General features: G+C 53.7%; 27 protein-coding genes and 2 pseudogenes. 16 read left to right on the forward strand and 13 right to left on the reverse strand.

Annotation, left to right across the window (positions count from 1 at the left end; genetic code table 11):
• Positions 1–6: 6 nt before the first annotated feature.
• The gene (locus tag JMJ16_RS01970) at positions 7–3,159 is read right to left on the reverse strand and encodes an FAD-dependent oxidoreductase (RefSeq protein ID WP_201377999.1); all 3,153 of its coding nucleotides are present in this window, start codon (positions 3,157–3,159) and stop codon (positions 7–9) included.
• Between the two features lie 235 nt (positions 3,160–3,394).
• Here JMJ16_RS01970 and JMJ16_RS01975 point away from each other — a divergent pair, with 235 nt between their 5' ends.
• The 4 genes from JMJ16_RS01975 (at position 3,395) to JMJ16_RS01990 (ending at position 7,428) form a co-directional block, all read left to right on the forward strand.
• Complete coding sequence (locus JMJ16_RS01975; RefSeq protein WP_201378001.1) at positions 3,395–4,429, forward strand: LacI family DNA-binding transcriptional regulator; 1,035 nt, start codon at positions 3,395–3,397, stop codon at positions 4,427–4,429.
• Between the two features lie 385 nt (positions 4,430–4,814).
• Positions 4,815–5,783, forward strand: a complete 969-nt coding sequence (locus JMJ16_RS01980; protein ID WP_201378002.1) for an amidohydrolase family protein — start codon at positions 4,815–4,817, stop codon at positions 5,781–5,783.
• Between the two features lie 111 nt (positions 5,784–5,894).
• Positions 5,895–6,365, forward strand: a complete 471-nt coding sequence (locus tag JMJ16_RS01985; RefSeq protein ID WP_201378003.1) for a MarR family winged helix-turn-helix transcriptional regulator — start codon at positions 5,895–5,897, stop codon at positions 6,363–6,365.
• 112 nt (positions 6,366–6,477) lie between these two features.
• Complete coding sequence (locus JMJ16_RS01990) at positions 6,478–7,428, forward strand: zinc-binding dehydrogenase (RefSeq protein WP_201378004.1); 951 nt, start codon at positions 6,478–6,480, stop codon at positions 7,426–7,428.
• A 185-nt stretch (positions 7,429–7,613) separates the two neighbouring features.
• On the opposite strand, the pseudogene JMJ16_RS01995 reads toward JMJ16_RS01990, so the two are convergent.
• The 3 genes and pseudogenes from JMJ16_RS01995 to JMJ16_RS56650 form a co-directional block, all read right to left on the reverse strand.
• A pseudogene (locus JMJ16_RS01995) lies at positions 7,614–8,126 on the reverse strand (transposase); the annotation flags it as partial.
• 21 nt (positions 8,127–8,147) lie between these two features.
• Entirely contained in the window at positions 8,148–8,534 is a 387-nt protein-coding gene (locus tag JMJ16_RS02000; RefSeq protein ID WP_201378006.1) for a hypothetical protein, read from the reverse strand.
• Positions 8,473–8,751: a helix-turn-helix domain-containing protein gene (locus JMJ16_RS56650; protein ID WP_201378007.1), complete on the reverse strand. Its 279-nt coding sequence runs from the start codon at positions 8,749–8,751 to the stop codon at positions 8,473–8,475. Before JMJ16_RS56650 ends, JMJ16_RS02000 begins: the two co-directional genes overlap by 62 nt.
• A 175-nt stretch (positions 8,752–8,926) precedes the next feature.
• Between JMJ16_RS56650 and JMJ16_RS02010 the strand changes: the two genes are divergently transcribed.
• Both JMJ16_RS02010 and JMJ16_RS02015 read left to right on the forward strand, forming a co-directional pair.
• Positions 8,927–9,253, forward strand: coding sequence for a hypothetical protein (locus JMJ16_RS02010; RefSeq protein WP_201378009.1), 327 nt, complete (start codon positions 8,927–8,929; stop codon positions 9,251–9,253).
• A gap of 36 nt (positions 9,254–9,289) precedes the next feature.
• Positions 9,290–9,790, forward strand: a complete 501-nt coding sequence (locus tag JMJ16_RS02015) for a protein-tyrosine phosphatase family protein (protein ID WP_201377895.1) — start codon at positions 9,290–9,292, stop codon at positions 9,788–9,790.
• A 500-nt stretch (positions 9,791–10,290) separates the two neighbouring features.
• Here the strand turns inward: JMJ16_RS02015 and JMJ16_RS02020 are convergent, their stop codons facing one another.
• Entirely contained in the window at positions 10,291–11,148 is an 858-nt protein-coding gene (locus JMJ16_RS02020; RefSeq protein ID WP_201378011.1) for an NAD(P)H-binding protein, read from the reverse strand.
• Between the two features lie 254 nt (positions 11,149–11,402).
• Here JMJ16_RS02020 and JMJ16_RS02025 point away from each other — a divergent pair, with 254 nt between their 5' ends.
• On the forward strand, positions 11,403–11,780 hold the full coding sequence (locus tag JMJ16_RS02025; protein WP_236601529.1) for a helix-turn-helix domain-containing protein: 378 nt from the start codon (positions 11,403–11,405) through the stop codon (positions 11,778–11,780).
• Between the two features lie 226 nt (positions 11,781–12,006).
• Here JMJ16_RS02025 and JMJ16_RS02030 read toward each other — a convergent pair whose 3' ends face one another.
• The 5 genes and pseudogenes from JMJ16_RS02030 to JMJ16_RS02045 form a co-directional block, all read right to left on the reverse strand.
• Complete coding sequence (locus JMJ16_RS02030) at positions 12,007–12,177, reverse strand: IS1 family transposase (protein WP_201378015.1); 171 nt, start codon at positions 12,175–12,177, stop codon at positions 12,007–12,009.
• Positions 12,178–12,460: 283 nt separating this feature from the next.
• A complete protein-coding gene (locus tag JMJ16_RS53530) occupies positions 12,461–13,036 on the reverse strand; it encodes an IS630 family transposase (RefSeq protein WP_236601127.1) in 576 nt (191 codons plus the stop codon).
• Positions 13,037–13,083: 47 nt separating this feature from the next.
• Positions 13,084–13,173 (reverse strand): annotated as a pseudogene (locus tag JMJ16_RS53535) (winged helix-turn-helix domain-containing protein); the annotation flags it as partial.
• Positions 13,174–13,234: 61 nt separating this feature from the next.
• A complete protein-coding gene (locus JMJ16_RS53540) occupies positions 13,235–13,474 on the reverse strand; it encodes a helix-turn-helix domain-containing protein (RefSeq protein ID WP_236601128.1) in 240 nt (79 codons plus the stop codon).
• A gap of 79 nt (positions 13,475–13,553) precedes the next feature.
• The gene (locus JMJ16_RS02045; protein ID WP_236601129.1) at positions 13,554–13,790 is read right to left on the reverse strand and encodes a hypothetical protein; all 237 of its coding nucleotides are present in this window, start codon (positions 13,788–13,790) and stop codon (positions 13,554–13,556) included.
• A gap of 965 nt (positions 13,791–14,755) precedes the next feature.
• On the opposite strand from JMJ16_RS02045, the gene JMJ16_RS02050 reads away from it, so the two are divergent.
• The 6 genes from JMJ16_RS02050 (at position 14,756) to JMJ16_RS02075 (ending at position 20,254) form a co-directional block, all read left to right on the forward strand.
• The gene (locus JMJ16_RS02050; RefSeq protein WP_236601130.1) at positions 14,756–15,301 is read left to right on the forward strand and encodes a hypothetical protein; all 546 of its coding nucleotides are present in this window, start codon (positions 14,756–14,758) and stop codon (positions 15,299–15,301) included.
• Positions 15,302–15,374: 73 nt separating this feature from the next.
• Positions 15,375–16,310, forward strand: coding sequence for a class I SAM-dependent methyltransferase (locus JMJ16_RS02055; protein ID WP_201378017.1), 936 nt, complete (start codon positions 15,375–15,377; stop codon positions 16,308–16,310).
• Complete coding sequence (locus JMJ16_RS02060) at positions 16,307–17,464, forward strand: class I SAM-dependent methyltransferase (RefSeq protein WP_201378019.1); 1,158 nt, start codon at positions 16,307–16,309, stop codon at positions 17,462–17,464. The genes JMJ16_RS02055 and JMJ16_RS02060 overlap by 4 nt, the downstream gene beginning before the upstream one ends.
• Positions 17,465–17,562: 98 nt before the next feature.
• Positions 17,563–18,144 carry a hypothetical protein gene (locus tag JMJ16_RS02065; RefSeq protein WP_201378021.1) on the forward strand — a complete coding sequence of 194 codons (582 nt, stop codon included), beginning with the start codon at positions 17,563–17,565 and terminating at the stop codon, positions 18,142–18,144.
• A gap of 99 nt (positions 18,145–18,243) precedes the next feature.
• Positions 18,244–19,008 carry a winged helix-turn-helix domain-containing protein gene (locus JMJ16_RS02070; RefSeq protein ID WP_201378023.1) on the forward strand — a complete coding sequence of 255 codons (765 nt, stop codon included), beginning with the start codon at positions 18,244–18,246 and terminating at the stop codon, positions 19,006–19,008.
• 211 nt (positions 19,009–19,219) lie between these two features.
• On the forward strand, positions 19,220–20,254 hold the full coding sequence (locus tag JMJ16_RS02075; protein ID WP_201378024.1) for a phosphotransferase enzyme family protein: 1,035 nt from the start codon (positions 19,220–19,222) through the stop codon (positions 20,252–20,254).
• 192 nt (positions 20,255–20,446) lie between these two features.
• On the opposite strand, the gene JMJ16_RS02080 is transcribed toward JMJ16_RS02075, so the two are convergent.
• A complete protein-coding gene (locus tag JMJ16_RS02080) occupies positions 20,447–20,962 on the reverse strand; it encodes an SMI1/KNR4 family protein (protein WP_201378025.1) in 516 nt (171 codons plus the stop codon).
• Positions 20,963–21,294: 332 nt separating this feature from the next.
• On the opposite strand from JMJ16_RS02080, the gene JMJ16_RS02085 reads away from it, so the two are divergent.
• Positions 21,295–21,783, forward strand: coding sequence for a PD40 domain-containing protein (locus JMJ16_RS02085; RefSeq protein ID WP_201378027.1), 489 nt, complete (start codon positions 21,295–21,297; stop codon positions 21,781–21,783).
• On the opposite strand, the gene JMJ16_RS02090 is transcribed toward JMJ16_RS02085, so the two are convergent.
• Entirely contained in the window at positions 21,686–23,035 is a 1,350-nt protein-coding gene (locus JMJ16_RS02090; protein ID WP_201378028.1) for an erythromycin esterase family protein, read from the reverse strand. The two genes, JMJ16_RS02085 and JMJ16_RS02090, sit on opposite strands and share 98 nt — an antisense overlap.
• 523 nt (positions 23,036–23,558) lie before the next feature.
• On the opposite strand from JMJ16_RS02090, the gene JMJ16_RS02100 reads away from it, so the two are divergent.
• Positions 23,559–24,662, forward strand: coding sequence for a type IV secretion system protein (locus tag JMJ16_RS02100; RefSeq protein WP_236601131.1), 1,104 nt, complete (start codon positions 23,559–23,561; stop codon positions 24,660–24,662).
• A gap of 26 nt (positions 24,663–24,688) precedes the next feature.
• Complete coding sequence (locus JMJ16_RS02105; protein WP_201378029.1) at positions 24,689–25,420, forward strand: CHAP domain-containing protein; 732 nt, start codon at positions 24,689–24,691, stop codon at positions 25,418–25,420.
• Here the strand turns inward: JMJ16_RS02105 and JMJ16_RS02110 are convergent.
• Positions 25,406–25,597, reverse strand: coding sequence for a CopG family transcriptional regulator (locus JMJ16_RS02110; RefSeq protein WP_201377462.1), 192 nt, complete (start codon positions 25,595–25,597; stop codon positions 25,406–25,408). The genes JMJ16_RS02105 and JMJ16_RS02110 overlap by 15 nt on opposite strands.
• Positions 25,598–25,618: the final 21 nt, after the last annotated feature.

Raw genomic sequence — 25,618 nt, forward strand, 5'->3', positions numbered from 1 at the left:
CCGGGATTAATCTATTCTCTGTAGCCAGGGAAGAGGGCGCAATGTATGACCATATGTCTCTAGCCAGGTATACCAGGAGGCCTTGTCTTTTCCCCAACTCTGGCCGCTCACCGCCATCAGTTCATCCTCTGCATGCTCGGCCAGCACGCTGCGTACATCATCCAGGTAATCAATCAGAATACGTGCCCCTTCCGTTGATCCGCAGCGAGCTAGGGCGCATGCAATCTCTACTTCAAGATAGGCGATCCGCTCATCAAAATAATCGGTCTGGTACCTGGTGGTATGTAAACCATGTAACCCTTCCTTATCATGCAGTGCTAACAGAATCGGCATCGCGGCTGGACTTCCCAGCCGCTCTGCGACTGTGCAGACAGCATCCACATAATAAAAAGTGCCTTTGAAACGATCCCGAAAATTCTCAGCCGTCGGTTCCAACAGAGAAACTACATGCTCAAGGACAGGAAGCACGCGCTCATCACGTGTCATACCAAGTGTGAAGAGCAAGTAGCAAATCTCTGGCATGGCTCCTTGATCAGGTGGGAAACCAGCATGGCGAATTTTCTTTGTTCGAGCGGGCAAGTGCTCACCTGCCAACTCCTCCTCGATAGCATTAATGAGGCAGGAAACGCCAACCGAAGAACCATACCATGCCAATAGACGGGCCAGAAGGAGTTGCCGTTCTCCTACCGAGGACAAATAGGCTTCTGTAAGCAACGGGACAATCGACGGGCCAGCAGTGCAGATCTGCACAAGCGTCATAGGCTCATGCTGCACATCATCGAATCCCATATCAATATAAAAGGGCTCAAAACCCGTCAAATTCGCGACCAGTGACACCATTTCAGCATCTGACAACGGCTTAGAAGAAAGATCGCGGTCGAGGACCTCAGAGGGAAGAATCCCATACTCCACCAGCCGCCTCTGTAACTTGCTGACATCAACATTCCGCACCTCGACGTCGTCACGGATGCTGATCGCTGCTGCCACACCACACGCGGCACCCAGATTTTGCATATCGGCCTGCATGCGAATCGCAGCGAGAGCATCATGCGTACAGGAGAGGGCCTTGCCCGCTACCAGGATCCCGTCTAGGCCGACAGGGATCAACGCTCGATAGGAAATCTCCGACTCTACATTCGGTGGCAACAATCCCCACAATATCCAATCAGCAGCACTTTTCCCTTTCACATCATAATTGCTGAACGTAATATTAATGACATCATGGAAACGGCGCAACGTTAACTGGTCGGTCAGAGTATGTGTAAGCTCACCAACGATATGCCGTGATTCGCGGGGAGCTACATAAGCTCCATGATCATAGGATTGATCTCGGCGACGGCCAGCTATAATAGCACGCGTATAATCGTTTATATTCGAGACATCAACGGCACTGGTGAAATTATTACGTGTCTGACCGGGCTGAGCAAATTGAGCAAGCGAATACCACAAAGGCAGACGATCACGTACAGAACCATAGGTAAAGCGTGCACCCGCAAAGGCAGCCACATCACCATCACCGGAAGCATCAATCACAATCCTGGCGCGAACCGCAAAGAGGCCGTCAGGAGTCGCAACTAGCACGCCACACACGGTATTTCCCTGCCTCAGAGCTCCTATCACCACTGTGCGAAAAAACACCTCTATGCCAGCATCCGTCGACCAACGCAGTAAGGCCTGCATACGTGCCTCAAGGTTCCACTTTGGTGTATTTTGTCGTAGTGCGAGTCGAGTAACCTCATCCTCATAATGGGCATCAACGACGCTGGTAAAGCCAACGCGGCGTCCATACCAGTAGCTATCAACTCCACCAAGCGTCCCCGTGCCACCCAGGCCTGAATTCATCTCCAGAATTGCCACCTTCAATCCTTCCTGCGCAGCCGCCAGAGCCGCTGGTACACCACTTGTACCACCACCAACCACCAGCACATCGACGGAGGTAAGGAGAGGAAACTCCTCCGCAGGTTCAGGAACACGCGCATAGGATCGTCCACGCTGAGGTGCCTCTGGTTCCCAGAGCATTACAGTATGATCCGCATGCCCCTCAACAGGCACTCCACAGCGAACATGACAATGATGAACCAGAGGAAACGACGTCATCTGTATCGCTCTTTCTACGAGCGGAGCCAGAGCGGTCCCAATATGAGCAGCAGACAGTGGTTCCAAAAGGAGAGAACGATCATCTCTCTCAGAAAATGCAGCGGCCGTGTTAAGCAGAAAGAGATTGTGGTAAGCAGAGGAAGTAAACGCAGCAAAGGGTATCGTGTGCTTGCCAGCCTTATCTTCCAGCGTGAACAAAGTACTCGGCGATTCCGATGCTGTCAGATGCCAGGGTGAGGGAAGGGAAAGTTCCCACGATGTTTGAACCAGGCGTGCATCATGAAAAGCGACGTGTTGCGATAGCAGGTAAGCAGCCAGGTCCGTCATACGTACACGGGCCTCAATTTCCAGAGCCATGCGGCCCCGTGGATCCGCCGAAGATAGCTCAAGTTGGAAGACACACTCAAGCAGGAAATGGTGAGATCCTAACCCTCCCCGGTGAACGTGGACAAGATTGTTCAGCATAGAGAACTCTTCCGGCACTGAGAGTTCTCTGGCAAGATTCCCTGTAACATGAGTAAACTCAAGTGTACGGCGTACTCTCACCGGTGTGGGTAGCGTATCATGAGATAAAGGGAGTTGACAGAGTCGAGCAAGCAGAGCCCATTCCGTCGCATCGACGAAAGCACGTCCCAGAAGAATCTGACGGCCGGACTTATTGCCCACCACAACACCACGTAGTTGCTGCTCATCATCAAAAACAGTGCCACAGAGTTGGCTGGCATAATAAAGGTGGACTCCTGCACCAAGCAGAACGTCCTCAAGTCCACGTTTCAGTTTATCTGGATGAAGGGCTATTTCATCAGAAGAAGAAGAAATAGAGGCTTCTGTAAGCCAAGGTTGGACAACGGGAGGTGGCTCTGAACGGGAAATATCTAGCCAGGGGCGAAGTGTAGCTGTAGTCTCGTAGCCGGGATATGTGCGAGACTCGACTAGCGCAACCTCGTAGCCAGCACCAGCCAGAGCATGAGCAAGAGCACAGCCTGCAAATGAAGCACCTACAATAACAAGATCGCCTGTCCTCTCAATCGGTAAAGAGGTCGGGGGAATATAGATTGGCATATCCAGAGAATCCTTCTCTCACACTGATGCGTACAATACCATGCAGCGGTCAGAAGATAAAACCAGCCGCCCGCACGAGCAGAACAATTATCCTTTTCATCAAGAATATTTCCTAGAACGTTCTACTAGAACGTTCTAATTCGTTAATATTAATGTTAATATAGAAGCGGTACAGTGTCAAGGGGATTAGAGGCTGCGCATAGCAGTGAGTAAAAGAAAGCAAAGAGTGAGATACATGCGCATAACAATAGAAGATGTAGCGCGCGAGGCGGGAGTGAGCCGGTCAACAGTCTCTTTAGTACTGCGGGGAAGTGGGGAAGTAGCAGAGGAGACACGTAAACGTGTGAGAGACGTGATCAAGAAACTGGGATATCAACACAACCGTCTAGCGGCAAGCCTGAGGAGCAAACATTCCTATATTCTGGGCCTAGTCGTCAGCGACCTATCCTATCCTTCTTATGGGCAAATGGCTGTAGGGATTGAATCCGCTGTTGAAGATGCGGGATACAGTCTTATTGCAGCAAATTCACATGAGAGTAGGGAGAGGGAGAGAAGGCACGTTGACATGCTGCGACAATACAGTATTGATGGACTGTGTGTGACACCTGTCAATCTTGTTGCTGAGGAGGTTGACTACCTGCGAGTATTGCAAGAAAGTGGCTTCCCGCTAGTAAGCCTGTATCGCGAAATAGAGGGTTTTAATTTTTGTGGCACTGATGCTTACGGCTCGACGCGGCAACTCGTCAGCTATCTGGTTGACGAATTAGGGCACTGTCAGATTGCCTTATTAAGTGGTCGGCTCTCTAATACAACTAATCCTTTGCGCGTGCAGGGATGGAGAGACGAGTTGCAGAGTCGCGGTTTACCCGCAGGAGACGATCTACTCGTATTTTGTTCGGGGGAAAGCAATGGGGGAGAACTTGGAGTAGCAGAATTGTTGCAGCGAAATGTGTCATTCACTGCAATGATCTGCCTCAATGATTTCATTGCATTTAGCGCTCTACGGAAGCTCTACCTGGTAGGGAAGCGTGTACCGGAGGATGTGTCGGTAGCAAGTATGGGAGGCTTTGCACAATTTTCGCCACCAGAAAAACCGCTTACGACCATTGTTGAAGATTACCACGCACTTGGGCGCGAGGCGGGTCTTCTTCTGCTCCAATGTATTGCAGGAACAGCGCCACTAAAGCCGGAGCGCCGCATTCTTCCTGCACGTTTACTCATCGGTCAAACGACGGGTATGAATCCCGATGTTGTGGGAAAGAGCAAGTAGCACCATACTAGCCGAGGATATATTATTGATCACAGCATAGCGAACGAAAGATAGCCGGAAGCATGGACAAAGCACTGACGAAGGATGGGTCTGAGCTTACCCCGTTTTTGTGGAGTGTTCGACATGAAGCACCTCATCATTTCTTCCTAATATACTCACACAAAAACAGGAAAGGCCCATACAGTATGCACGATTGTCTCCTTGCTTGCTAATCACTTTTCTAATCTAGACACTCCCTGCATCTAGATTGTTTACCTGCCAATATGGGATACTAAGTACGGCGCATCACAAATATGCTCCGAGTTATGAGGTTCTCAAGCAGCCTTGCACTTGCAATCGCACGGCTCCATATTTGTGAAATTCTGTACTAAGAAGGAGAAGATAGATGAAGATCATTACACTAGAAGAGCATGTTGAAATAGCTGAAATCAAAAAAGCGGTGGCCAGATTTCTTCCTGCTTCCCGTGAACATGCCTATCAACCACCGACAAGGCAACTCGAAGATCTGGGAGCTCATCGTCTGGCGGAGATGGATGCCGCAGGCATTAATGTCCAGGTCCTCTCTCATACCTCGGCGGGTATTTCGCGAATTCCGGTGGCCGAGGCGATTGCGCTAGCGCGGGCTATCAATGATCAGCTTGCGGAGACCGTTCAGAGCCATCCCGATCGTTTTGCTGGCTTTGCGACCTTGCCCACCCTTGATCCAGAAGCGGCGGCTCGCGAATTGGAGCGCGCGGTCACTGTTCTTGGTTTGAGAGGGGCGATGATTCACGGGCAAACCAACAATCGCTTTCTGGATGATCCTTCGTTTCGCCCCATTCTTGAAGCGGCTAGCGCGCTCGATGTTCCTCTCTATTTACATCCCGATCCTCCATCGCGCGCCGTACAGGATGCGTATTATGCGGGCTTTGATCCTGCTGTCAGCGCAAGCTTTGCGACTTTTGGCTGGGGATGGCACCTGGACACGGGCATTCACGCGCTACGCATGGTTCTGGGTGGAGTTTTTGATCGCTATCCCAGTCTACAACTTGTGCTCGGTCATTGGGGGGAAATGATCCCCTTCTATCTGGATCGCTTTGCCCAGGTGTTTACCCAGATAGCCAGACAGTTGCAGCGGCCTGTGATGGACTACTTTGTTCAGCAGATGTATGTCACCCCCAGCGGGATGTTTACGCTGCCTCCTTTCCTGCTGGTCATGCAGGTACTGGGGGCTGAGCGCATTCTGTATTCCGTTGATTATCCCTTTCAGGATGCAGGACAGGCGAAAGCATTTCTGGAACATGCCCCGATCAGTCCTTTTGACAAAGAAAAAATCGCCCACAGCAACGCTGAAAAGCTTCTCAAACTGATCTGACTGATCTGAATGCAGGTTTTCTCTCTCCGATTTATTCGGAGAGGGGTTGACAGCACTTCCTCTCACCTATTATTATTAATTAGACGGCATAATAATAAACAGGGGTTGTCTATGAAAGAACCAATCGCAACGTATCTGCAAGGGAGTATCAGTATGTCCCTAGTCCGGCTTGCTAAGGCACACCGCCAGCAGTCGGGCGTACGTTGTCAGCGGATCGGACTGCACACGGGTCAGGAGCATGTCATTTTCCGCCTATTGGAGGACGATGGCCTTTCGCAGTCGCAGCTCGCAGCGCGGCTCAAGGTCGAGATTGGTACGGTGGCTAAGATGGTGCAGCGTATGGAGAAAGAGGGGCTGCTGATCCGTCGTGAGGATGCTGAGGATGCACGCATCTCGCGGGTGTATCTGACGGAAAAGGGGCGCGCTCTTGGGGAGCCAGCTGCGCAGATCTTGCAAGATCTCGATGCTTGCATGGTGCAGGGGATGAGTCAGGCTGAACAGTTGCTCTTTCAGCGCCTGCTCGATCAGGCGGCGGCCAATGTCGCGCGCTGCTCGCTTTCGCCAGCAGATGAACACGCATAGCCTCTTTTTTTCTGTTATTAATATGCCGGCATAGTATTATGTAGAAGGCTATTTCGCCCAGGCGCTGTCTGAAACCAGGCGGAATGGTCTGTAAACGAAAGGGAAGAGTTCCATGAGTTCTATACGTGCAATCGTTGTTGATCCTGATGTTGCGGGGCGGCTGGCCATCAGGGAGGTTGCAGCGCCCGAGCCGGATCCCGGGCAGGCGCTTATTCAGGTTGAGGCCGTTTCTTTGAATCGCGGTGAAGTGATGCGCGCTATGACGGCTGAAGCGGGCTGGCGGCCCGGTTGGGATCTGGCTGGAACGGTGATCCAGCAGGCGGATGATGGGACAGGACCACAGGTCGGCAGCCGGGTTGTGGGCATGCCTATGCCTGTTTCAGGCGCCTGGGCTGAGCAGGTCGCGGTTCCTACGCACGCGCTGGCTGTGCTTCCTGATGGCGTGACGTTTGCTCAGGCCGCGACCCTGCCTGTTGCAGGCCTCACGGCGCTGCGTGCCCTTGAGAAAGGTGGACTTTTACTGAACAAGTGCGTGCTGATTACCGGTTCCACCGGTGGTGTGGGGCTCTTCGCGCACCAGCTAGCCCGGCAAAGCGGTGCTTATGTTGTCGGTACTTCACGTCAGGCGCGCAACGCGGGGCTCGTTCGCGAGGCGGGAGCCGATGAGGTGGTCGTGGGGGACGATCTTGAGCCGGCGCGTGCTTATGGCCCGTACCACCTGGTTATCGAGTCGCTGGGTGGACAGGCTCTGGCGAGCGCACTCACATTGATAGCACCAGGGGGAACCTGTGTCTCGCTGGGCTGGTCGGTATCGCCAGAGGTGACCATTGATCTCAGCAAAGCCAACGCTACCGGGGGCGTGAACCTCTACGGGCTGAGAATGTATATAGAATTACGCCAGCGTGCAGCCGCTGAAGATCTGGCCTGGCTGGCGCAGCAGGTGGCAGCGCAAAAGCTGCGTACGCCCATTGAGGTTGAGGCTTCCTGGCACGATGTTGCTGATATCGCGCAACGCTTGCTGCAACGACAGTTCACCGGCAAGGCGGTTCTGCACCTGGGGTAGCGCGTGCCTGCTGTGCAGCGGGCACGCGCTACCCCAGGTGCAACAGCGGTCCGCACTGGCGCGCCTGACGCCGCGCATGGGTTTAAAGAGATGTGAAAAAGTCTGAGGCCGTACTGAAGGGCAAGAGTCATCCAGCTATCTCCCGAGGCTCTAAGGTGACCTGATGGCCTAAGTACAGATAATCGTTAGTTTACTCCGAGTTTTCGTTCAAGCTTTTCGACAGTGTAAGACCACTTGATCGGTTTGGCCGTCTGGTTGTAGTAGGCCATGAAATCCAAGATGGCCTGCTCCAAATGGTCAGTGCTGAGAAAATGGTTCGGTTGCAGGAGTTTGCGTTGCAGAAGACTAAACCAGATCTCAATTTGATCCAACCAGGAGGCGTTGGGAGGCAACCACGCCACCTGAATGCTCAATCGACCCGAAGAAGCTTCGGTCTGCTCCTCAAGCCAGCGTGTCAACTGTTTAGGCGCATGGGTGGTGCCATTGTCCAGGATCAAGATCAGCGTTTTCACCTCTCGGCGCAAGGCTTCTGGAACAATGACCTCCTGCAAGAACGAGCGGAAATCCAGAAAGCGTTTGCGGGTCGTACAGCGTCCGCAGACGTGCCCATCAGCAACAGAGAGTCTGGCCATCAAGTGTCGTGCTCCCCGTCGGATGTAGCGAGGCGACTGCAGCACGGGCGAGCCTGCACGTGCTGGTCGAGGGGCTTGTTGGGCCTCTCATGCCTGAAGAGATGTTTTCTCATCACTGCAAACCAGCCAGACGCCTTTCTTAAGCAAAGCTTTTGCCTGTGCGTAGAACTGCAGCACGGGACGCGCCCGCTGCAGAAACACCTCGGGGTTCTGGATATGTTGCCAACAGTGATAGCGCCATGGTCGAATGCGCTCCTCTCTGAGCCAGCGTCCAATCGTGCTTACCGAGACAGAGGGCAACTCAGGAGCACTGGCAACCAGACGCGCCAACTCGCTCCGACTCCAGCGCGCCAGCGGCACTCCCTGCGTTCGTGGCAAGCTACACGCCTGGGCTGTTACTTGCGCACGCGTTTCAGAGGGAAAAACGCCTCGGTGCTCCTGATCGGGGAGCGTCAGCGAGACTTCGACTCTCAACCCAGCGGACTCTCCATTTGCGCACTTGCCGATCGCTGGTTCCCACTTGATGGGCAATCTGTTGATTGCTCCACTCTGGGTAATCATGAGCCAGAAGCACAATGCGCACGCGCATTAGCAGAGCCTGCCCTGTCTTATGGGCTCGGGCCTGGTGACGAAGCTGCTCTTCCTCCTCCCGGCTCAATTCAATCCTATGGCTTGGCTTGGGACCTCTCATGCTTTCTTCATCCCAAGCCCAATCTACCTCACTTTCTGCTTTCCGTCAATCTCGGAGTGAATTTATGATTGTCTGTACTAAGGAAGAGCACTCCTCGCAGCAGAAAGAAGGCCCCTATAATTGCAAGTAGGCATCCTCCTTAGCACGAATGTTTCGTGCTAAGGAGGATGCCTACTTGCAATTTCCGTATCTTCCCTGTTACTTTCGCCGTATCCATAGCGTCGGCATGATTCGCGAATGGTATGGAGCCAAGGTCGATAGACGAACCTGGAATGACGCACAGTATTCTCCACATCCGCACATGAAGCGTCCCGACCAGACACTCTTTGCTGGTTCATGGGACGACAGAGACATCGCGTATCGCCGCTTTGATCGTCACGGACGGATTCGCAGAGAGGTGCTTGATAGCCGAAAAAAGCTGAAGCGCCTTCATCGACGGCGCGAGGCTCGTCAGCAGCGAGCACGCGAGAAACGGTGGGGGAATCCAAACAGTTCGTCATAAGCTTCTATCACGTCTCATCTGAGAGGGAGATCCAGCATGCGCGCACAATTGTCTTCTCTTCATGAACTGTCTGCCGGGTGCATCAGCACTATGGCCCGTCCACGCGGTGGCGACTGGCTGATGGATGAAATTACCGCCCTACGCGAGGCAGGCGTCCATGTCCTGGTCTCCCTGCTCACGCCCTTGGAGGTCGATGCGTTCGAGCTTGCGGAGGAAGCTGCATGCTGCCAGACCCAGGACATATCCTTCTTTTCCTTCCCCATCATCGATCGTAGCGTGCCACCTCTCAACGATCGCACCCTGGCACTCTTACAACAGCTTGATGAACAGCGCATGCAGGGCAAGCACATCGCTCTCCACTGTCGGCAAGGGCTTGGACGGGCCGCTTTGATGGCGGCAAGTCTGCTCGTGCTCGCTGACTGGTCTCCTGAGAAGGCATTCGAGCACTTGAGCAGGGTCAGAGGCTACCCAGTGCCGGAGACCGAGGAGCAACGAGCCTGGGTGATGGCTCTTGCGACCAGATACTTCGCTGAGTAGAGGTGGGACTCTATAATCACTAACTTCTATGATGCTTCTACGACAAAAAGGGTGAGCTATGTCTGAAACAGTTGCTTTTCTGCTGCCTGGTATGGAGCGAGTTCAAGTCCGCAGAGCCCTGGTCTCTAAGCCAGGTGAGGGTGCTCCCTGGTTGCTGGACCTCTATTTGCCAGCAGACTACAACAGGCACCCGTGCATGTAACAATCAAGGTTTTGTGCTGTTCGTAGTTCCTCTGCGAAAGAAGAGATACTCGTCCTTCTCCCTTTCACTTCAGGTCCACTTCCAAAGCGGGTCAATCCCAATTTCTTTTTCCTCTCCCTATTTCGTTGCCTAGCAGTTTGTCGGAGAGAAGCAGGTACTCCTCGTGTAAATCCCAATATTCTGCTGGCGAAAATTGTACCATTACCCTGTGGGTGAGTTATCTCAGAAGTCCGGGAAGAAGCCTTTGAGACCAGGATAATTCTACAGATTCCGCCAGCAGAATGTTGAGATTTACAATTCAGGCGGTGACCAGCGTGCGCAAGATCGTGTCGATCGAGGTGGGTTTGGTGCCACTTGCCCGTTCTACCGTATCTGTTGGAGTCTCTGTCGATTCATGGGCGACCCAGCTAATAAGTCTCATCGTGGATCTCGCTGCATCTGCTGGTACGCCTTTTGCAGTGACCTGGGCGATGATTTCTTGATCTGGTAATGGGTGTGCTGTTATCTGGTGATTGGAGAGGCTGGAGAGGCGTGATGCCAGATCCGCGAAGCTGAGAGCCTCTGGTCCGGTGACATCAACTGGTCCCGTGGTTGTCAGTTTGCCTATGAGTGCACCGGTGGCGGCACGTGCACAATCTTCGCGGGAGATCCAACTGTGTTTGGCCGAGCCTTCTGGAATGAGGAATTGCCTCTTGACCAGCAGGAGATCGATGAAATCTTTGAGTATTTCGGCGTAAAAGCTGTTGCGTAGCGCTGTCCATGGAACGCCAGATGCAGCGAGAGCAACCTCGGTTCGTCCATGATCAGCAAGGAGGGGATTCGCGCTGCTTGGGTCGGCGTGTGGGGTTGAGGTATAGACAATATGTTTGACTCCGGCCGCTACTGCGCCTGCTATTGCTGCTTTATGCAGTTCGACACTCTTGCCAACCACGTAGGTGCTGATAATGAGCAGTCTGGTTGCGCCTCGATACGCGGCTGCGAGCGTGGTCGGATCGGAGAAGTTTGCGCGGCGCACGATGACTCCAAGGGACGCGATATCTGCGAGCTTTTGTGGATCACGCGTGGTGGCGATGATCTGATTGGCGGGAACCTGGGTAAGCAGATGTTTGATCACAAGGCGACCAAGATGCCCATTTGCACCGGTGAGAGCATACATAAGAATGATCCTTTTTGTTTCTATCGAAATGTTCTTCAGGAAAAAAATGGTGTTGTTTCGTCTCAAGAGGCGCGTGAACGGTGCGACCTCTCTGTGTTACTATAAGGTGATTCCATTCTTCTCACAAGATGGCACTCAAAAGTGGCATACTTACTGGAAAGTAAGGAGTCTCCTTAACGGAACGCTGTCTGCTGTTTGCAATCAGGGACTGAAAGCGTAAGATGTATGAAAAGAGAGGTTGTTCTTTGGGAGAAATGCTTCCTTGTTCCGGAAATGTGTATGATACGAACTGTCCTACGCGGCATGTTCTCAATGTGCTTGTTGATAAGTGGGCCGCGCTCATTGTTGGACTCCTTGGAAGACAAACGATGCGTTTTACTGCGCTCCATCGACAGATCGGGGGGATTTCACAAAAAATGCTGACGCAGACCCTGCGTCGTCTGGAGCGCGATGGACTGGTGCAACGCACTGTGTATGCTGAAGTGCCTCCACGTGTCGAGTATGCCTTAACCCCTCTGGGGAGAAGTCTGCGTGAATTGATTGCGCCGATCAGAGAATGGTCCAACGTAAATGTCAAGGATATCATTGCTGCTCAGCAGCAGTATGATACACAGGCACTGAACGAAGAATAATGTACCGTTATGCGCTTGCCAGGTATATTTGTAAATCTCAACATTCTGCTGGCGGAATCTGTAGAATTATCCTGGTCTCAAAGGCTTCTTCCCGGACTTCTGAGATAACTCACCCACAGGGTAATGGTGCAATTTTCGCCAGCAGAATATTGGGATTTACACGAGGAGTACCTGCTTCTCTCCGACAAACTGCTAGGCCACGTAAGCTGCTGCGCTCTTCATAGGCTCATAGGATCTCTTCTCGGCGTTCATTTGGATAGGCATGTGGTGTTGGATTCTCCCGGCTCTGCCTCAGACACGTCCGACAGAGATATTTCTGCTTTCCATTGGGAGACCAGTCGTTACGCACAAGCGCGTCACTCCCACAATGGAGACAATGAACGACGATGGTTACCATGTGGCCTTTGATTCCTTGCATTCATGATGCTTTTACTCTACCGCATCATTCCCTTGCTAGCCACTACCTACGTTTCATACATGTCCTGCTGGGTCATGCCCTAAAGCTCATAGCAGTAGTATGGCTCGGCCTGGTAGGCTCGCATCTTTTGAAAGACCTCAATCCGCCGCCAGGAAAGCACGGGCCTCCATTCATACATCCATTCCTGCTTCAAGCCAGAACGTTCACGCCAGACAGATAACTTTGCACGTCCACGAGATTCTATTGATCTGAGCATAAAAAGCTAAAGAGAGTAGCCGGCATGAACAAAACAGTGACGCAGAGCCTGCTTGCGATGCCTGAGCCTTGCACGGGCGAGCAGCAGTTCGTGCTCAAGCTCAGACAGATCCTTGCAACAGCGATTCTTGAGCTCACGGCGTTTGAGCAGATTCCAGACCCCTTCCTGGGGATTGCACTCGGGTGCATAGGCAGGCAAACGTTCCAGATGAATGCGTGCAGCAGCGCCTTGCGCTAGGAAATCTTTGACGGCCTGGCAGCGATGGATGGTGGAACCGTCCCAGATGACAAGCAACTTGCCCGGGATCTCGCGCAACAGCAGTCGCAGAAACCCTACCACATCTGCTCCCTTGTAAGAGCGTTCTTGCGTCTGCATAAAGAGACGCCCCTCGGGAGTCAGCGCACCAAGAGCCGAGATGTGGTCATATGTCAGTGGCACGCGCAGAACCGGCGTTTGGCCCACAGGAGCAGACGTGCGTACCGCCATCGGCAAGAGAGAAAAGCCCGACTCGTCTCCAAAAACGATCTGTCGCTTTTCCTGCTCTGCTTTTTTTTGAGGGAGGGCCAGCGCTCTTCTTTCCATGCCTTGATGGCCTCTTCATTCCTTTGGGTGGCCAGTTCAACCGGTTTTTGCACGCTGTACGTGGCTGCACGAAGGAGGCGACTACAATGGGCTGGATGATACTTGACGCCAAATTGCTGCTTGATCAGCACTGCCACCCGAGCCGTGGTCCAGGCCTCACCGCGAAATCCATAGTGCTCCGATCCTTTGGCCAGCAAGTCAGGCAATTGGGCGCGTTGTTCCTGGCGTCAGTTTGGGTTGGGGACCTGGAGGCGGCTGGTGGCGCAGCCCATCAGGACCATCCTTTTTCGCTCGACGCATCCATTGACTCACCGCGCCTTCCGTGACTCCCAAGGCCTCGGCGATGTCTTTCTGTTTCCAGCCTTGCTGATACAGTTGCCAGGCGCGCAGTCGTCGGCCTTCGCGCCAATCTTTTGGAAGGACTTCTTTCTTACTCATACCTCCGTTCATCGGCTTGCATCATTCTTCACTTTAGATCCTTATGCTCAGGTCAATAAGGCCCGCTCACCCAGGCAAATCACAGGATGATCGCCAGCAGTTGCGCATTAGCCCTGGCCCACGAGTTGTAGTTGTCACGCTTAAAGTAGGATGTGCAGAACCGAACCGACAACGAGGGCCAGGCTTGCCGCCACTCGACCAGATTAAGCACGCTTTCTACCTGGCGCAAGCATGCCGCTTGGCGAGAACCACAGGCCCGACACCAGGGGATTGAAAGCGTGGCACACGAGACAAGGTAGCGATGGTGGCACTGCACACATTCATAGCCGCTGTAGAGGTAGGGCTAGGAGTGCGCCTGTTCGCTTATCGAGGAGTTGCTTAAAGAGCCGTACTTGAGTAGTGGTACGAGGGGTAAGCGGCCTGCGTCCAACAGCGGCACTGTTGGGGGTGGGAAGCCCGCTGACAATGTACCGGATGGGTCTAGCCAAAAGAGCCATCGGGCTACCCCTGCGACCTATGCTGACGAATGGGGAAAATGACCCCGCGAAGGAACCTGCGTAAATGTCGTTACGCGCCGTCGGGGGAAATGGCTGATACCCTCTAGCCAAAAGGCACGGCGGCTGACTCATTGGTTTCCTAGTCCAATGAGTGCTACTTCATTGCCCGCCCGGCGTAAAGCAGGCATGCTAAGGGTTGCTATCACTTCTCGATAGGCGCATCAGGGAACGTTCACACCGCCATTGCTCGTAAGAGTCGCGAGAATGCCAGCGGGCGGGAGAGCGGACGGAGGCGGCGTAGTAGCCTAACGCCATCCTGTAATGGGATGGACATGACGAAGGTCCGCCAGGGGAGATCCAAACGAACAGAGGATCAACAAGTGAACCAGAGAAAGCAGATGACGGAAGAAGTAATGGGGCCTTGTTCTCCGGCATAGCGGGGGACCCCACGTAACAGGTTGCGCTGTACTTCGACTGGTGCGCTCTGGAGTGGATGATTTCATCCATTAACTTGCAACTTCCCAGTAGCCGGGTCGAACTGGAAAGCGGTATGCGTTGAAAGGCGCACGTACCGTTTGGACGGGGGGAAAGGTCGTGAGGCCCTACCTATCCGTACTGACTGTAAAAATCGTAACTATTCAGATGGGGTGGCGTAAAAGTATTATTTCGTGCAAATGCTGTTATGTTCGCAGCCATATCAAGCTCAAAATCGAAAGCGCATGCACGTTTTGAGTCTTCTACATGGGCCATCTGAATAGTTACGATCGAAGCGCTGATCGCCTTCTTGCAGCAGGAACATGTAGAGGTCCGCCTTGCCGAGCACACGCACCTTCATACCCGCTGCTTTCTCTTCTACGCCGACCAGGATAGCGCGCGCATCGCACCTGAGACTGCGATCATTGGCTCATCCGATCTCACCCGTGCAGGACTCCTCACCAACGCCGAACTCAACGTTGTGCATCGCGCCCACCTCACCCACGAGGACATCGCACTCAAGCGTCTCCGAGGTCTCTTAGAGCGTGAGGAACGTACCCTCTTGCTCCAATGCTCTCAGGAGCAGCGTCTGCTCGCTGCCCGGCTCCCTACCCTCTTGCTCCTGGAGCATCTCACCACCTGGTTTGCCCACCACTGGGAGCACGCCACCGACGGCAAACATCGCCTCATCACCCGCCTACAAGCCCACAAAGTACAGTATTCTAGCGCTCCACTCAGGCAGCACGATCAGCCTGGTGAAGCACAACCACCACACGGAAAGAATGCCTCTGCTCCCCTCTCAGTTCCTCCTCATGAGGAAACGTGGGCAGAGGATGACTATACGCAGCACCAATGAGATTGATGTGGAAAGAGAGATACGCTTGTCGTTTTGTCAGGTTGAGAGTAGAAAGAAGAAGAGGAAGGGAAAGATGTTTCACGCCTCCCATCGTCTGTATGCAGAAACCAGCACGAATGGACCCCTGTTGCTTGATCCACTGGCCTCCGCCGAACAGGCTCGCGTGATCACGCAATATCATATGCTCGCCTCAGCCCTCAAGGAACCCTTACCCGAACTGGAAGAGCTAGGCATCACCACGTCCACCTCGCCTCACCTCATCCTGGATCTTGGGTGTGGGCCAGGAGGGACATGGGCCTGTGATGTGGCCTTTGACGATCCCTTCTGCCTGGTCTTTGGCATCTCAGCCCTTGCCCCTTACGTCCGGCAGGCCAACACCTTTCGCCAGATGCAGACCCAGACACGTGTCCAATTTCTCCAGATGGATTTTGCCAGGGAGTTGTGCTGCCCTGCCAACTTCTTCACCCTGGTCAACGGTCGCTTCTTACGCACCTTTCTCACACAGGCAGGCTGGCCCCGGCTGCTCCAGGAGTGTTGGCGTGTCCTACGCCCTGGCGGTCTCCTCCGCCTCACAGAATGCATCGCTGCCTTCTCAAATAGCCCCGCCTGCGAAACGCTGACCCATTACTATGAGCAGGCCCTTGCCGTGCGCACACAGACACTCCCCTCTCAGCACGAAGAAAGCCAGAAGTGCTCAGGCCTTGCCAGTTCACCTTTGCAACACACACGCCTCTTCCAACTCCTGCACGACGTTGGGTACTGTGGCATTGAAGAACAACGGAGTCTGCTCGACTTTTCGGCGGGGACCCTCTACCAAGCCAGTATGCGCACCAATGCCGAATCCTTCTTTTACCAGCTTGCCCCAGTGTTCTACCAGGCCACCGACCTGACCCCGGCGAGGTTTGAAGAGATCTTTGAACAGATGAGAGCAGAGATGAGCGCTCCCACCTTCAAGGGGCACTGGACCCTCTCTCGTGTCCATGCCTATAAACCAGGAGGAGCGCAATGAGCCTGCAGCAGAGCATTCACCTTCCATCACCACAAGCCCTGCTCTTCTTTGAAGAAAAGAACGAGCATCCGGCACATGACAAGCCGTCCCACATCCTCATGCCACAGGTGCGTGAAGATGCGGGATGCCAGGCTCCTCGTGCACATGAGGGAGCACTCTATCCCTTCTATACCCCCTCGGATCCTTTAGTCCTTGATGAGGAGGTGCTGGTGTCGCCAATGCATCCTCTGGAATGGCGGCGGCGCTGCCAGCAGGCTCGCATGCTTGTGCAGCATTTCCGTACGCCGCTTCCCGAGCAAGGCGAGGACTTCCAGATGAAGCGCGTGCTGGAACTGGAAACAGACCCCCATAGCGAGTGGCTGCGACAGTTGGCCTCAAGGAGGCCAACCACCCAGATCATCGGCGTCACCTCGCAGGCGATCTATGCCAGACAGGCTGCCTTCTTTGCCGCCGTCCAGGGGTGCCACAATGTCTATCTTCAGATGTGTCCACTCACCCGACCTCTTCCCTTCCCTGCCGAGAGTATGGACCTCATCAGCGGACGTTTCCTCCATGCGACGCTTCCTGAGTACGCGTGGCCGTTGTTGCTTGACGACTGTTTTCGGCTCCTTCGACCAGGTGGGGTATTGCGCCTGTTGGAATGTGTGCAAGGAGCGAGTACCAGCGCTGCTGCTGGCACCCTGTGTGCCTTCTACTGGCACCAGATGGACAGGCTGCGAGCTGTGGCTCGTCCATCGCTCCCAGGAACACGAACAATGCGTCTCTCTCGACCTGAACTCCTCCCTGCCCGGATAGAGAAGAGCGGCTTTGTCGCTCTTGAGCAACACGAGAGCCTGCTCGACTTCTCTGCCGGAACGCCCTTTCATAGCACGCTCCGTGAGCAGGCCGATGACTTCTATCAGCTCGTGGCGCCACTGTGTACCCGCCATGAGAGTCCTCTTGCTCGCGAGGTCTATCAACAGGTCTATCACGAGATGCAATTGGAGCTCCTCGAACCCACCTTTCGTGGGTCCTGGCACCTCTGCACCATCTGGGGCTACAAGCCCTCGGGACGCGTACCACGAACGATCCCCAGCATACAGGTGGAGCACCCAATCCCGCAGTCCCTCCGACCATGCTCCCAGCCCTGTTCCCTTCTCATCACGTCGGAGTGAACACAGCAACGCGAGAACGAGCAAAGCAACCAAACAAGAAGAAAAAAACAAGAGATCAGCCCAGAGAAACCATCACACCAAGAACAAGGAGAGACACCATGCAGCCCAGACACACGACACAGACCACACCGGTCTATCACCTGCCACTCGTCGCCTTACTTGAGCAGATGCGCACTGCGCAAGCAACCCTCTCTCTTTCGGCCATCCTTCCCCCATCTGCGCCTATTACCGAACGCTCGGAAGGGCAGGAGATAGTCGCCGAGATGGCCTTTGAGCGGGGAAGGATCACTCGCTGCCAGATGTGCCTGCGTACGAGCGGACGAGTGCTCATGCAACAGGGTGAAGCCTTGCAGGTTCTAAACGGAGTCAGCGCTCTTCCCTGGCAGGTTCACGCACACCAGCACGGTCATGAGGCAGAAACAGCGCCCATATCGGCGATCACAGCCACGAGCAGCACCACGGAAGCGCCTGTCCATGTTCCGCTCCAGGCCGTTCCTGTTGAGCAAGCGCCTCTGGCTATGCTGCCACTGCGCGTACGCCACGTCTTTTTGCTCAGTAATGGGCAGCGTACTCCCCAGGACATTGCGAACGTGTTGCGTTTGCCGCTCAACGAGGTCGAGCGCTTCATCCAGATCCTCCAGAAACGCAACCTGATGACCTGGCAGGTGAGAGCATTCTGAGCGTGTCGCCCATTGGTCTTCACATCCTGTACACAGGCGTTTTCTCATCTTAATCCCGACTAGACTGCCTCACTGAACAAAGGAGAGAAACAAGAAGCTATGAACGCAGCATACATCGGAGAGACCGTGCCGTTGCCCCCCCCTCACATCCTCCTCCTCGGTACGCGGGATGAAGCGCGCATGCTTCGACCACGACTGCGAGGTAGTCAGTTCAAGGTCACGCATCTGGCGCATCTGGGAAGTAGAGCCTCCGCCATGACGGTGCGACTGATGCAACACGATGTCTGGCTTGCCTGCTGTACATGCTCACGTGAGGTCCAACAGATTCGTCAGATGACGCCTCGCACGCCGTTGGTGATCTGTTCCGACCTGGAGGAGGAAACGCACATTGTCAGCATGCTCGATGCTGGCGCCGACGATTATGTCTTCTTTTCCTGTGGGAAACAGGAACTGCATGCCCGCTTACACGGGCATGCCAGGCGCTATCGAGCGTCTCTGGCGTCCTCATGTGATACCTCAAGGCAGGCTGGCCCTTACACGGTGCTTGAAAGCGAGGATCAGCAAATTCGCTTACTGTGCAAAGAGCGGTGTGTCGTCGTTCGTGAGCAGATGCTGCGTCTGACGCCCATAGAATGCACACTGCTGTTCACACTCATGCGCCAGGGAGGCAAAGTGCTCACCCATCAGTCGTTGCTCCACGCCGTATGGGGGCAAGGGTATCATGAGGAAGTAGATTACATTCGCGTCTACCTGCACACCCTACGCCTTAAACTGGAAGATGATCCCAGGTGCCCTACCTATCTTGAAACCATCACTGGTGTTGGGTATCGATTTCGTCAACTATGCACTTCAATGTCCCCTTAAGTGGGAGCCGCAATCGTCTCAGTTCTCACTTAAGGGGTGCGGCAAGTTTTTTTGCGCGAGGCTGAGTCCATATCGTTTCACGTGTTACATTGTGTCATTTTACCCAGCTTTTCGGCAATATCTCTGTAACATATCCTGTCCACGTGTGCTACACTGTGGCAAGACGGCAGAAACTTTCTATCACGTGCAATAGAGTTGTAAAAGGACTTAGATGAAACAGGATGGATATGCCCCTAGAGCGCAACTGTGTGATGTCTCCTTCCTCAGTGGACAGTATCGTCTCGGTTCGGTGAGCCTCGTCAGGGATCTAGGGGGAGCCTACAATCTCAATCTCTTGTTGCAAACGGAGAGGGGTAAGTATGTGCTTCGTGTCTATCGCCCTTGGGTCACGCAGTTGCGTCTTTCGCAACTGCATCAGGTGAAGCGCCTTCTAGCTCATGCAGGCTTTCCAGTGCCCTTGCCGTTGCCGGCCATCTCTGGCGAGACGATCCTGCGCTACCAGGATCATCTGCTAGAACTGGAGCCGTTCATTGCTCATGATGGAGCAGCTGATACCTGGGAACGCAATGCCATAGCTTTCTCCCTGCTAGGAAAATTGCACGCCTTTTTGGGAACAGAGGCAACCAACATCCATCTGATCGATCCTGTCGTGAGCAATTATGGCACGCCCGAGATGCTTCTCGCCTGGACACGTCAGGCAGCAGAAGAAAGCTCCCAATCACCCCAACAGGTCAAGACTCAACAAACGCGGCAAGCTCTTTCTCTGTATACAGAGGCGATGCAAATGCTCATCACTTTGCAAGAGCAGTGGGACAAGACACAAGAACATCTCCCGAGGCAGTTGACCCATGGCGATTATGGTGGAGGGAATCTGCTGTTTCTCCATGAGCAACCAGTAGCGATGCTGGACTTTGATTTCATGCGAATGAGAGAACGAGTGTTTGAACTTGCCTACACCTTGTATTGGTGGCTCAGCAAGCAGGGACAGGGGCACATCGCAGCCGTGAGTTGCTGGCACCGAGTCAAAGAGCTGCTTGCCTCCTACAATGAAGCAACCTTCATGCCACTAACGACACAGGAAATACGAGCACTCCCCCTGGAAATGGCACGTGTTCCCTTGTATTGGATTGCAGAAACGCATTTGTTCTCCAACCCTACGAATGAGGTCATCAAGCACGTCGAAAAAATGACAAATGCACACTGGATACTTGAACACGCTAGCCAATTGACTGATCTGTTTGTATAGGCAGTGTGACCAGAGGGGATACAAAAAGGAGTGTGAAATATGTTTTGTCTCTCTTTTGAAAGCAGTCTCACCGATGTCCGCGCAAAAAAACTTGCCGCACTCTCACTTAAGGGCATTTTCACAATGTGAAACGACCTTCTTGTGTTAAACCTTCCTAAATTGACACTTATCCTATATGTATGCAGATGAGTGTCAATTTTGAACGTTGTCATAAGCATCCCCCAACGACACAAAATCAGGCAATTCCCAATATGGATCATCCCCCTGGCCCTCATAAAGATAATTGAGTAACTCTGTGAATGACCGAGCGATAATAGGGCATGAGCCCGCTACTGCATGAACATCGAAGAAACTGTTATAGCAGCGGCCCAATCGTTGCTTACTAAAATCAATTGTTAAATACTCGTTGTTATCATCTTTAGCGATAGTATACCAACTCCATGATATATCTTTTAGTGCTTCCTCGGAATAATTTCTAGAGCCGACAATAACAGGATTAGCCAAAATCACTTCTGCTGGAGGCACAATAGACACACGATATACTTCTGCATTCATAAAGAGAGAGACGCCTCCACAAATTTCATAAAATTCACGTACATCATCGGGACGTTGATGCTCTTTGGAAATTTGTGGCAAGCCACATGGGGTAGCAACAAAGCAATCAGGGGTTATACGAATCTTCTCAACTAACTCTTGTATGGAGAGCATAATAGTCTCCCTTCCTTCGTCGTGTTTAATAAAAAAAGCAGTTAGAGCTGATATTTATGTCACTAAGTTTGCACTTTCCCAAAAGGGTAAAAAATTGAAAGCATGGAGGACTCATGATACAAAAGAAACAAGCAAAAAACGCCTTTTGTCAGGAGTCAGCCATGCCACACCCTATTGTATGTCTGGACATGCGTTTTCGCCAGTATCTAGAACACTGGCAGACCTTGTTTAGGAGGATCCAAAAACGGGCGAGCAATATGTGTGTATGCTGCCCTGGGACGGCTCTGTCCTGCATATCCTGAGCACAACCAGATTCTGGCCCCATCATCGCGTTGCCTGGCCACCCGGTTGGGCAGTATCTCGCCTTTGCTGGCTATCCAGAGGGGCAGCCCCGCGAGGATGGCCAATGCGTTCTCTGGATAGCCAGGACCACTGGGCAAGAGGCGCGTGCCATGAACGTGCCGCTGGAGCTGGACGAGGATGGGATGAGCGATCCTCCCAGGCCGATCTGGTCGCCCGATGGTACCCAGATTGCGTTTGTCGATGCCTGGTCTTTGCAGATCGTCGACCTACAAGGAACGCCTCATCCTTTTCCCAGCACAGAAGAGCACTTCATCATGGGGGGAGATAGCCTGGCAATCATGGCGATGTGTACCGGCCTCTCCATCGCCTGGATGCTCCCTTTGGCAAGCGAAGTAGGCACGTATGCCAGTAACTCGAACTCTACAGTCCCGAGGGAGCGGTCTCGGGCAGATCACCAGGTTCCCAGTGCTCCCCACGATCCAGGGGGTGGACGGCGCTGGTGTGGTCGAAGTGGATGATGGCATCAAACTGCTCCGGCAAGCGGGCATAGAAGTAGTGGCTTGTGCGCTCCGTCTCTGGCCTGTAGATGACGCCAATGGCGCGCTCAAGGTAGCGTGAGCATAGTGCGCGGGTCGCCTCGTTGTCTTTGTTTAGCGCCAGGAGCATATTCGGCAGGGTGGTTTCATGGAAGAGCGCCTCGTAGCTTTCTTCCAATGCGGGTCGTACTTTGAGACGCTTGTGTGGTCCACCCCAGTGCGAGGCGGCGGTCACGATTCCAGTATATGTGCTAAAACCGATGAGGATGGCTGTCTGACCATAGCGCTGGCGTACGAGTTGACCAATGTTGAGCTCACCTTCTTCGCCCAGAGAGGTCGCGCGGGCATCGCCCAGGTGAGAGTTGTGCGCCCATACCACGATCTTTGCCTGCCCTCCCTGTTTGTCCAGGTGCGCTATCAATGCATCGAGAGAGGTAGCCATGTGTTGATCGCGCAGGTTCCAGGAAATGTCGCGTTTACCAAACATACCTCGGTAGTATTCCTCGGCATCCTTTACCACGCGAGCGTTCTGTTCCGCGTAGAAAAACTCGTCTTCAGCTAAGCGCCCATCGCATTTGATATACTCCAGGGCATGCTGCTGTAGCTCTAGAAGTTGCTCGATGACACCTTGTTTGCAGGAGGGTGTGAGTTGGAAGTGTGCGGCGTGCCCATAGGCCTGGGCGTCCTCCCCGAAGTGTTCAAAGCAGCTATAGCGCTGGCGGGCGCGTTGAGCCGCCTCGGGATCGACGGCGTTCAGATAGCTGATCACCGCGTCAATTGAGCGGTACAGGCTGTAGAGATCAAGGCCGTAGAAGCCAACCTGTCGCTTTAATGCTCCATCCTTAATATTGTTGTAGTCGCGCAACCATTCAACAAAGTTCAAGACATCATAGTTGCGCCACATCCAGAGTGGGAAGCGCTCGAAGCCAGCTAAGGCCTCGCGCCCCGTCTGATCATCGTCCAGGCCGCGCACATAGCGATTCACGCGGTAGGCATCGGGCCAATCGGCCTCTACCGCGACGGCGCTGAATCCCTTTTCCTGAATCAGGCGCCTGGTGATGCTGGCCCGCGCCTCATAAAACTCGTGCGTCCCGTGGGATTCCTCGCCCAGTAGGACAAAACGAGCTTCGCCAACCTGCTCCATCAGAGGATCGTAGTCGGAGCGTCCCCCAATAAGGGGATGTGCCACCGCACGAATAGTATCTGTAAGCACCTGGTGCGTTATTCTGGCCATATGTCTATTCCTGTTCCACAAGGGGTGTCCCTGTGTGTATAGTAGCATGCAAAAATATCTATGAATTTACCTTACATACTTCATAAGAGACACGCAGGCGAGCAGGGGAAGGTGGCAGATAAGTTGCCAGCATCCATCACACACCCATAGAAGTGGTTACTCTAAGCGGAAAAATCACCTCCTCCGTTTAGAGTAACCACTTCTATGGGTTCGCTCTGACAAGCTCCTTTTTTGCGTTTTACCATGTAAATCGATAAGTGATTTACGCATTTACAGATTCCTCATTTTCCCCTTCGCCCGAAACTGGGAATGACTTCGCCCACTATTGGGTGGTTTTCCTCTTCCCATTTCATACCCTCGTTGAGTACACTTACCCCTGACACGTGAATAGATCAACAACGAAGAAGGAGCTACGCGATGTCTCGCCTGTTTACTCGTGCCTTACTCTCACTCATGACAAGAAGATCGTATGTCATACTTACAAGATGGGGAGGGATTGTTCTGCTTATGACAGCGGGGGGGGTTGCTCACTACTCATCCACCTGCTCCCTCTGGCGCATCTTCCGCCGTTCAGGGGACCTCACTTTCTGCTCCTCCTGTCACCCAGGCAGGTGGAAGCGAATACGCACGCATGCCTTTCACCCCTTCTTCTCAGCAGCAAGCCTTCGCCTGTGGCATTGGAGATGTCACGTGCTACAGCAATGAGTTTCTGGCCAACCTGACTGAGCAAATCTGGAACATCGTGCGCCCCATCATCGAGCTCTTTATGCAAAATCCCTTCAATTTTCTGTCCCAGACCCCGGCGCTGGCAACCTACAATAATACGCAGATTCAACAGATGGTGCAGTGGGAACTGGGCTTTTTGGATACCGCTGTGGTGGTCCTTCTCGGTTTTCTGGCCTACAATGTGCTCATTGGACGAAGCATTGGGGTCTCCATGCCCTCCTTGCATGAAGCGCTCCCGCGACTCTGCGTGGCCTTTCTTGCTGCCCATATCAGCCTGTATGTGTGTCGGCTCATCATTGATTTCAATAACGCCCTCTGCCTGGGTGTCGACGAATTATTTCTTCACTCCTTTCTCAAAGACACCCTCTCCCTGATGATCAATTTCGTGGGGCAAACACCCGACCAGGTCGCCATCGGATTCTTACTGCGCGTCTGGTTTGTGGTCTTTCTCTTCTGGCACATGCTCTGGCTCGCCTGGCAGATGCTGGTTCGCCTTGCTGTAGTCGCCCTGCTTACCGCCCTCTCGCCCCTGGGCCTGCTGTGTCTGGCTCTCCCACAAACGCAGCGCTGGGGCCAGATCTGGCTCTCTGCCTTTGTCTCCACCGTCATGATCCAGTTCATTCAGATCACCGCGCTCAGCCTGGGCGGGCTCCTGGTCAGCTATAGCACCAGTATTCAGGTCAGCACAAGCCCGATTGCAGGACTCGACACGATCATCCAGCAAATTGTGGCGCTCCTTCTGAGTGGAGCCGTGTTCTACCTGGTGCCACGTCTGCCAACCATGATCCAGAACTATGCCCTGCGCCCGATCTTGCAGGCGCAGCAGCAAGCCGACACCGCTCAATCGCAGGTCACGACCCAGGTCGAGTCGATGGCCATCCGAGCCATCGCGGCCCTCTAAGCGAAGGGAAAGGTAGGTGAGAAAGGATGCTCAAATTCCTCCTTCTTGGCGGTATGGTGCTTGTTGTGTTTGGGATGTTTGGCACAAGCATGACCGTGGCGATGGACGCCCAGGCTCAGGGAGCCCCTCAGACAACGAATCCAGGTCTCTCAACCATCGATACCTCGGGCTCGGGCAAACGTGGCGAAGTGGTGCAATGGGCGCTCAAGATGGCAGCCCACCTCCATTGCACGCCAGTTCGCCTTGCCACCGATTGTCAGGGCAGTGGCGCTGACCACTACTATGACGCGGGCTTCCCGCCTGAGATCATCGCCTGGGCGAACACTCACTGTCCAGGATGTACCTCCTGGAGTCCAGACACCTTCCAGTGCGTGGTGTTCGTCATCGCCGCCTATGCCTATGTCCAGCCACTCCCCGTCCAGGGCCAGAATGCCAATCAGTACTGGGAGCACTTTGCCAGTGAGCCGGGTTGGCAACGTCTCCCTGCGCGTGGGAACCTCCCACAACCTGGCGATATTATGGCCTGGAATGGAGGAGCCTACGGACACGTGAGTATTGTCCTTGGCGTTGACCCTCACCATACTGCCATTACCTTTGCCCAGGCCAATGGGGAATTTCCCATTCAGACCCTTCCTCTCAACCAGGATGGATCCGTCAATACTCAGAATGGGTACTGGAATGCCTTTGAAGTGGAGGGCTACCTCCACCCCCTTACAGAGACCGAGCCAGAAAGCCCCTGTGATTTATCCAGGGGATGAATGGCTCTTCCTTGTTTGGGGGTGGATAGGGTTGGGTTGATACGTTGGGTCATCCCATGCCAGAAAGCTATCTACAGCACGTCGTACTAATTCCGCTATCGCCACACCTTCCTGCTCAGATCGTTGATGAAGGCGCTCCATCTGTTTCTCTGTCAGATACAAATTCGTTCGTTTCATACCTTTTCTCCTGTTTGACAT

The organism is Ktedonobacter sp. SOSP1-52 (assembly GCF_016587395.1).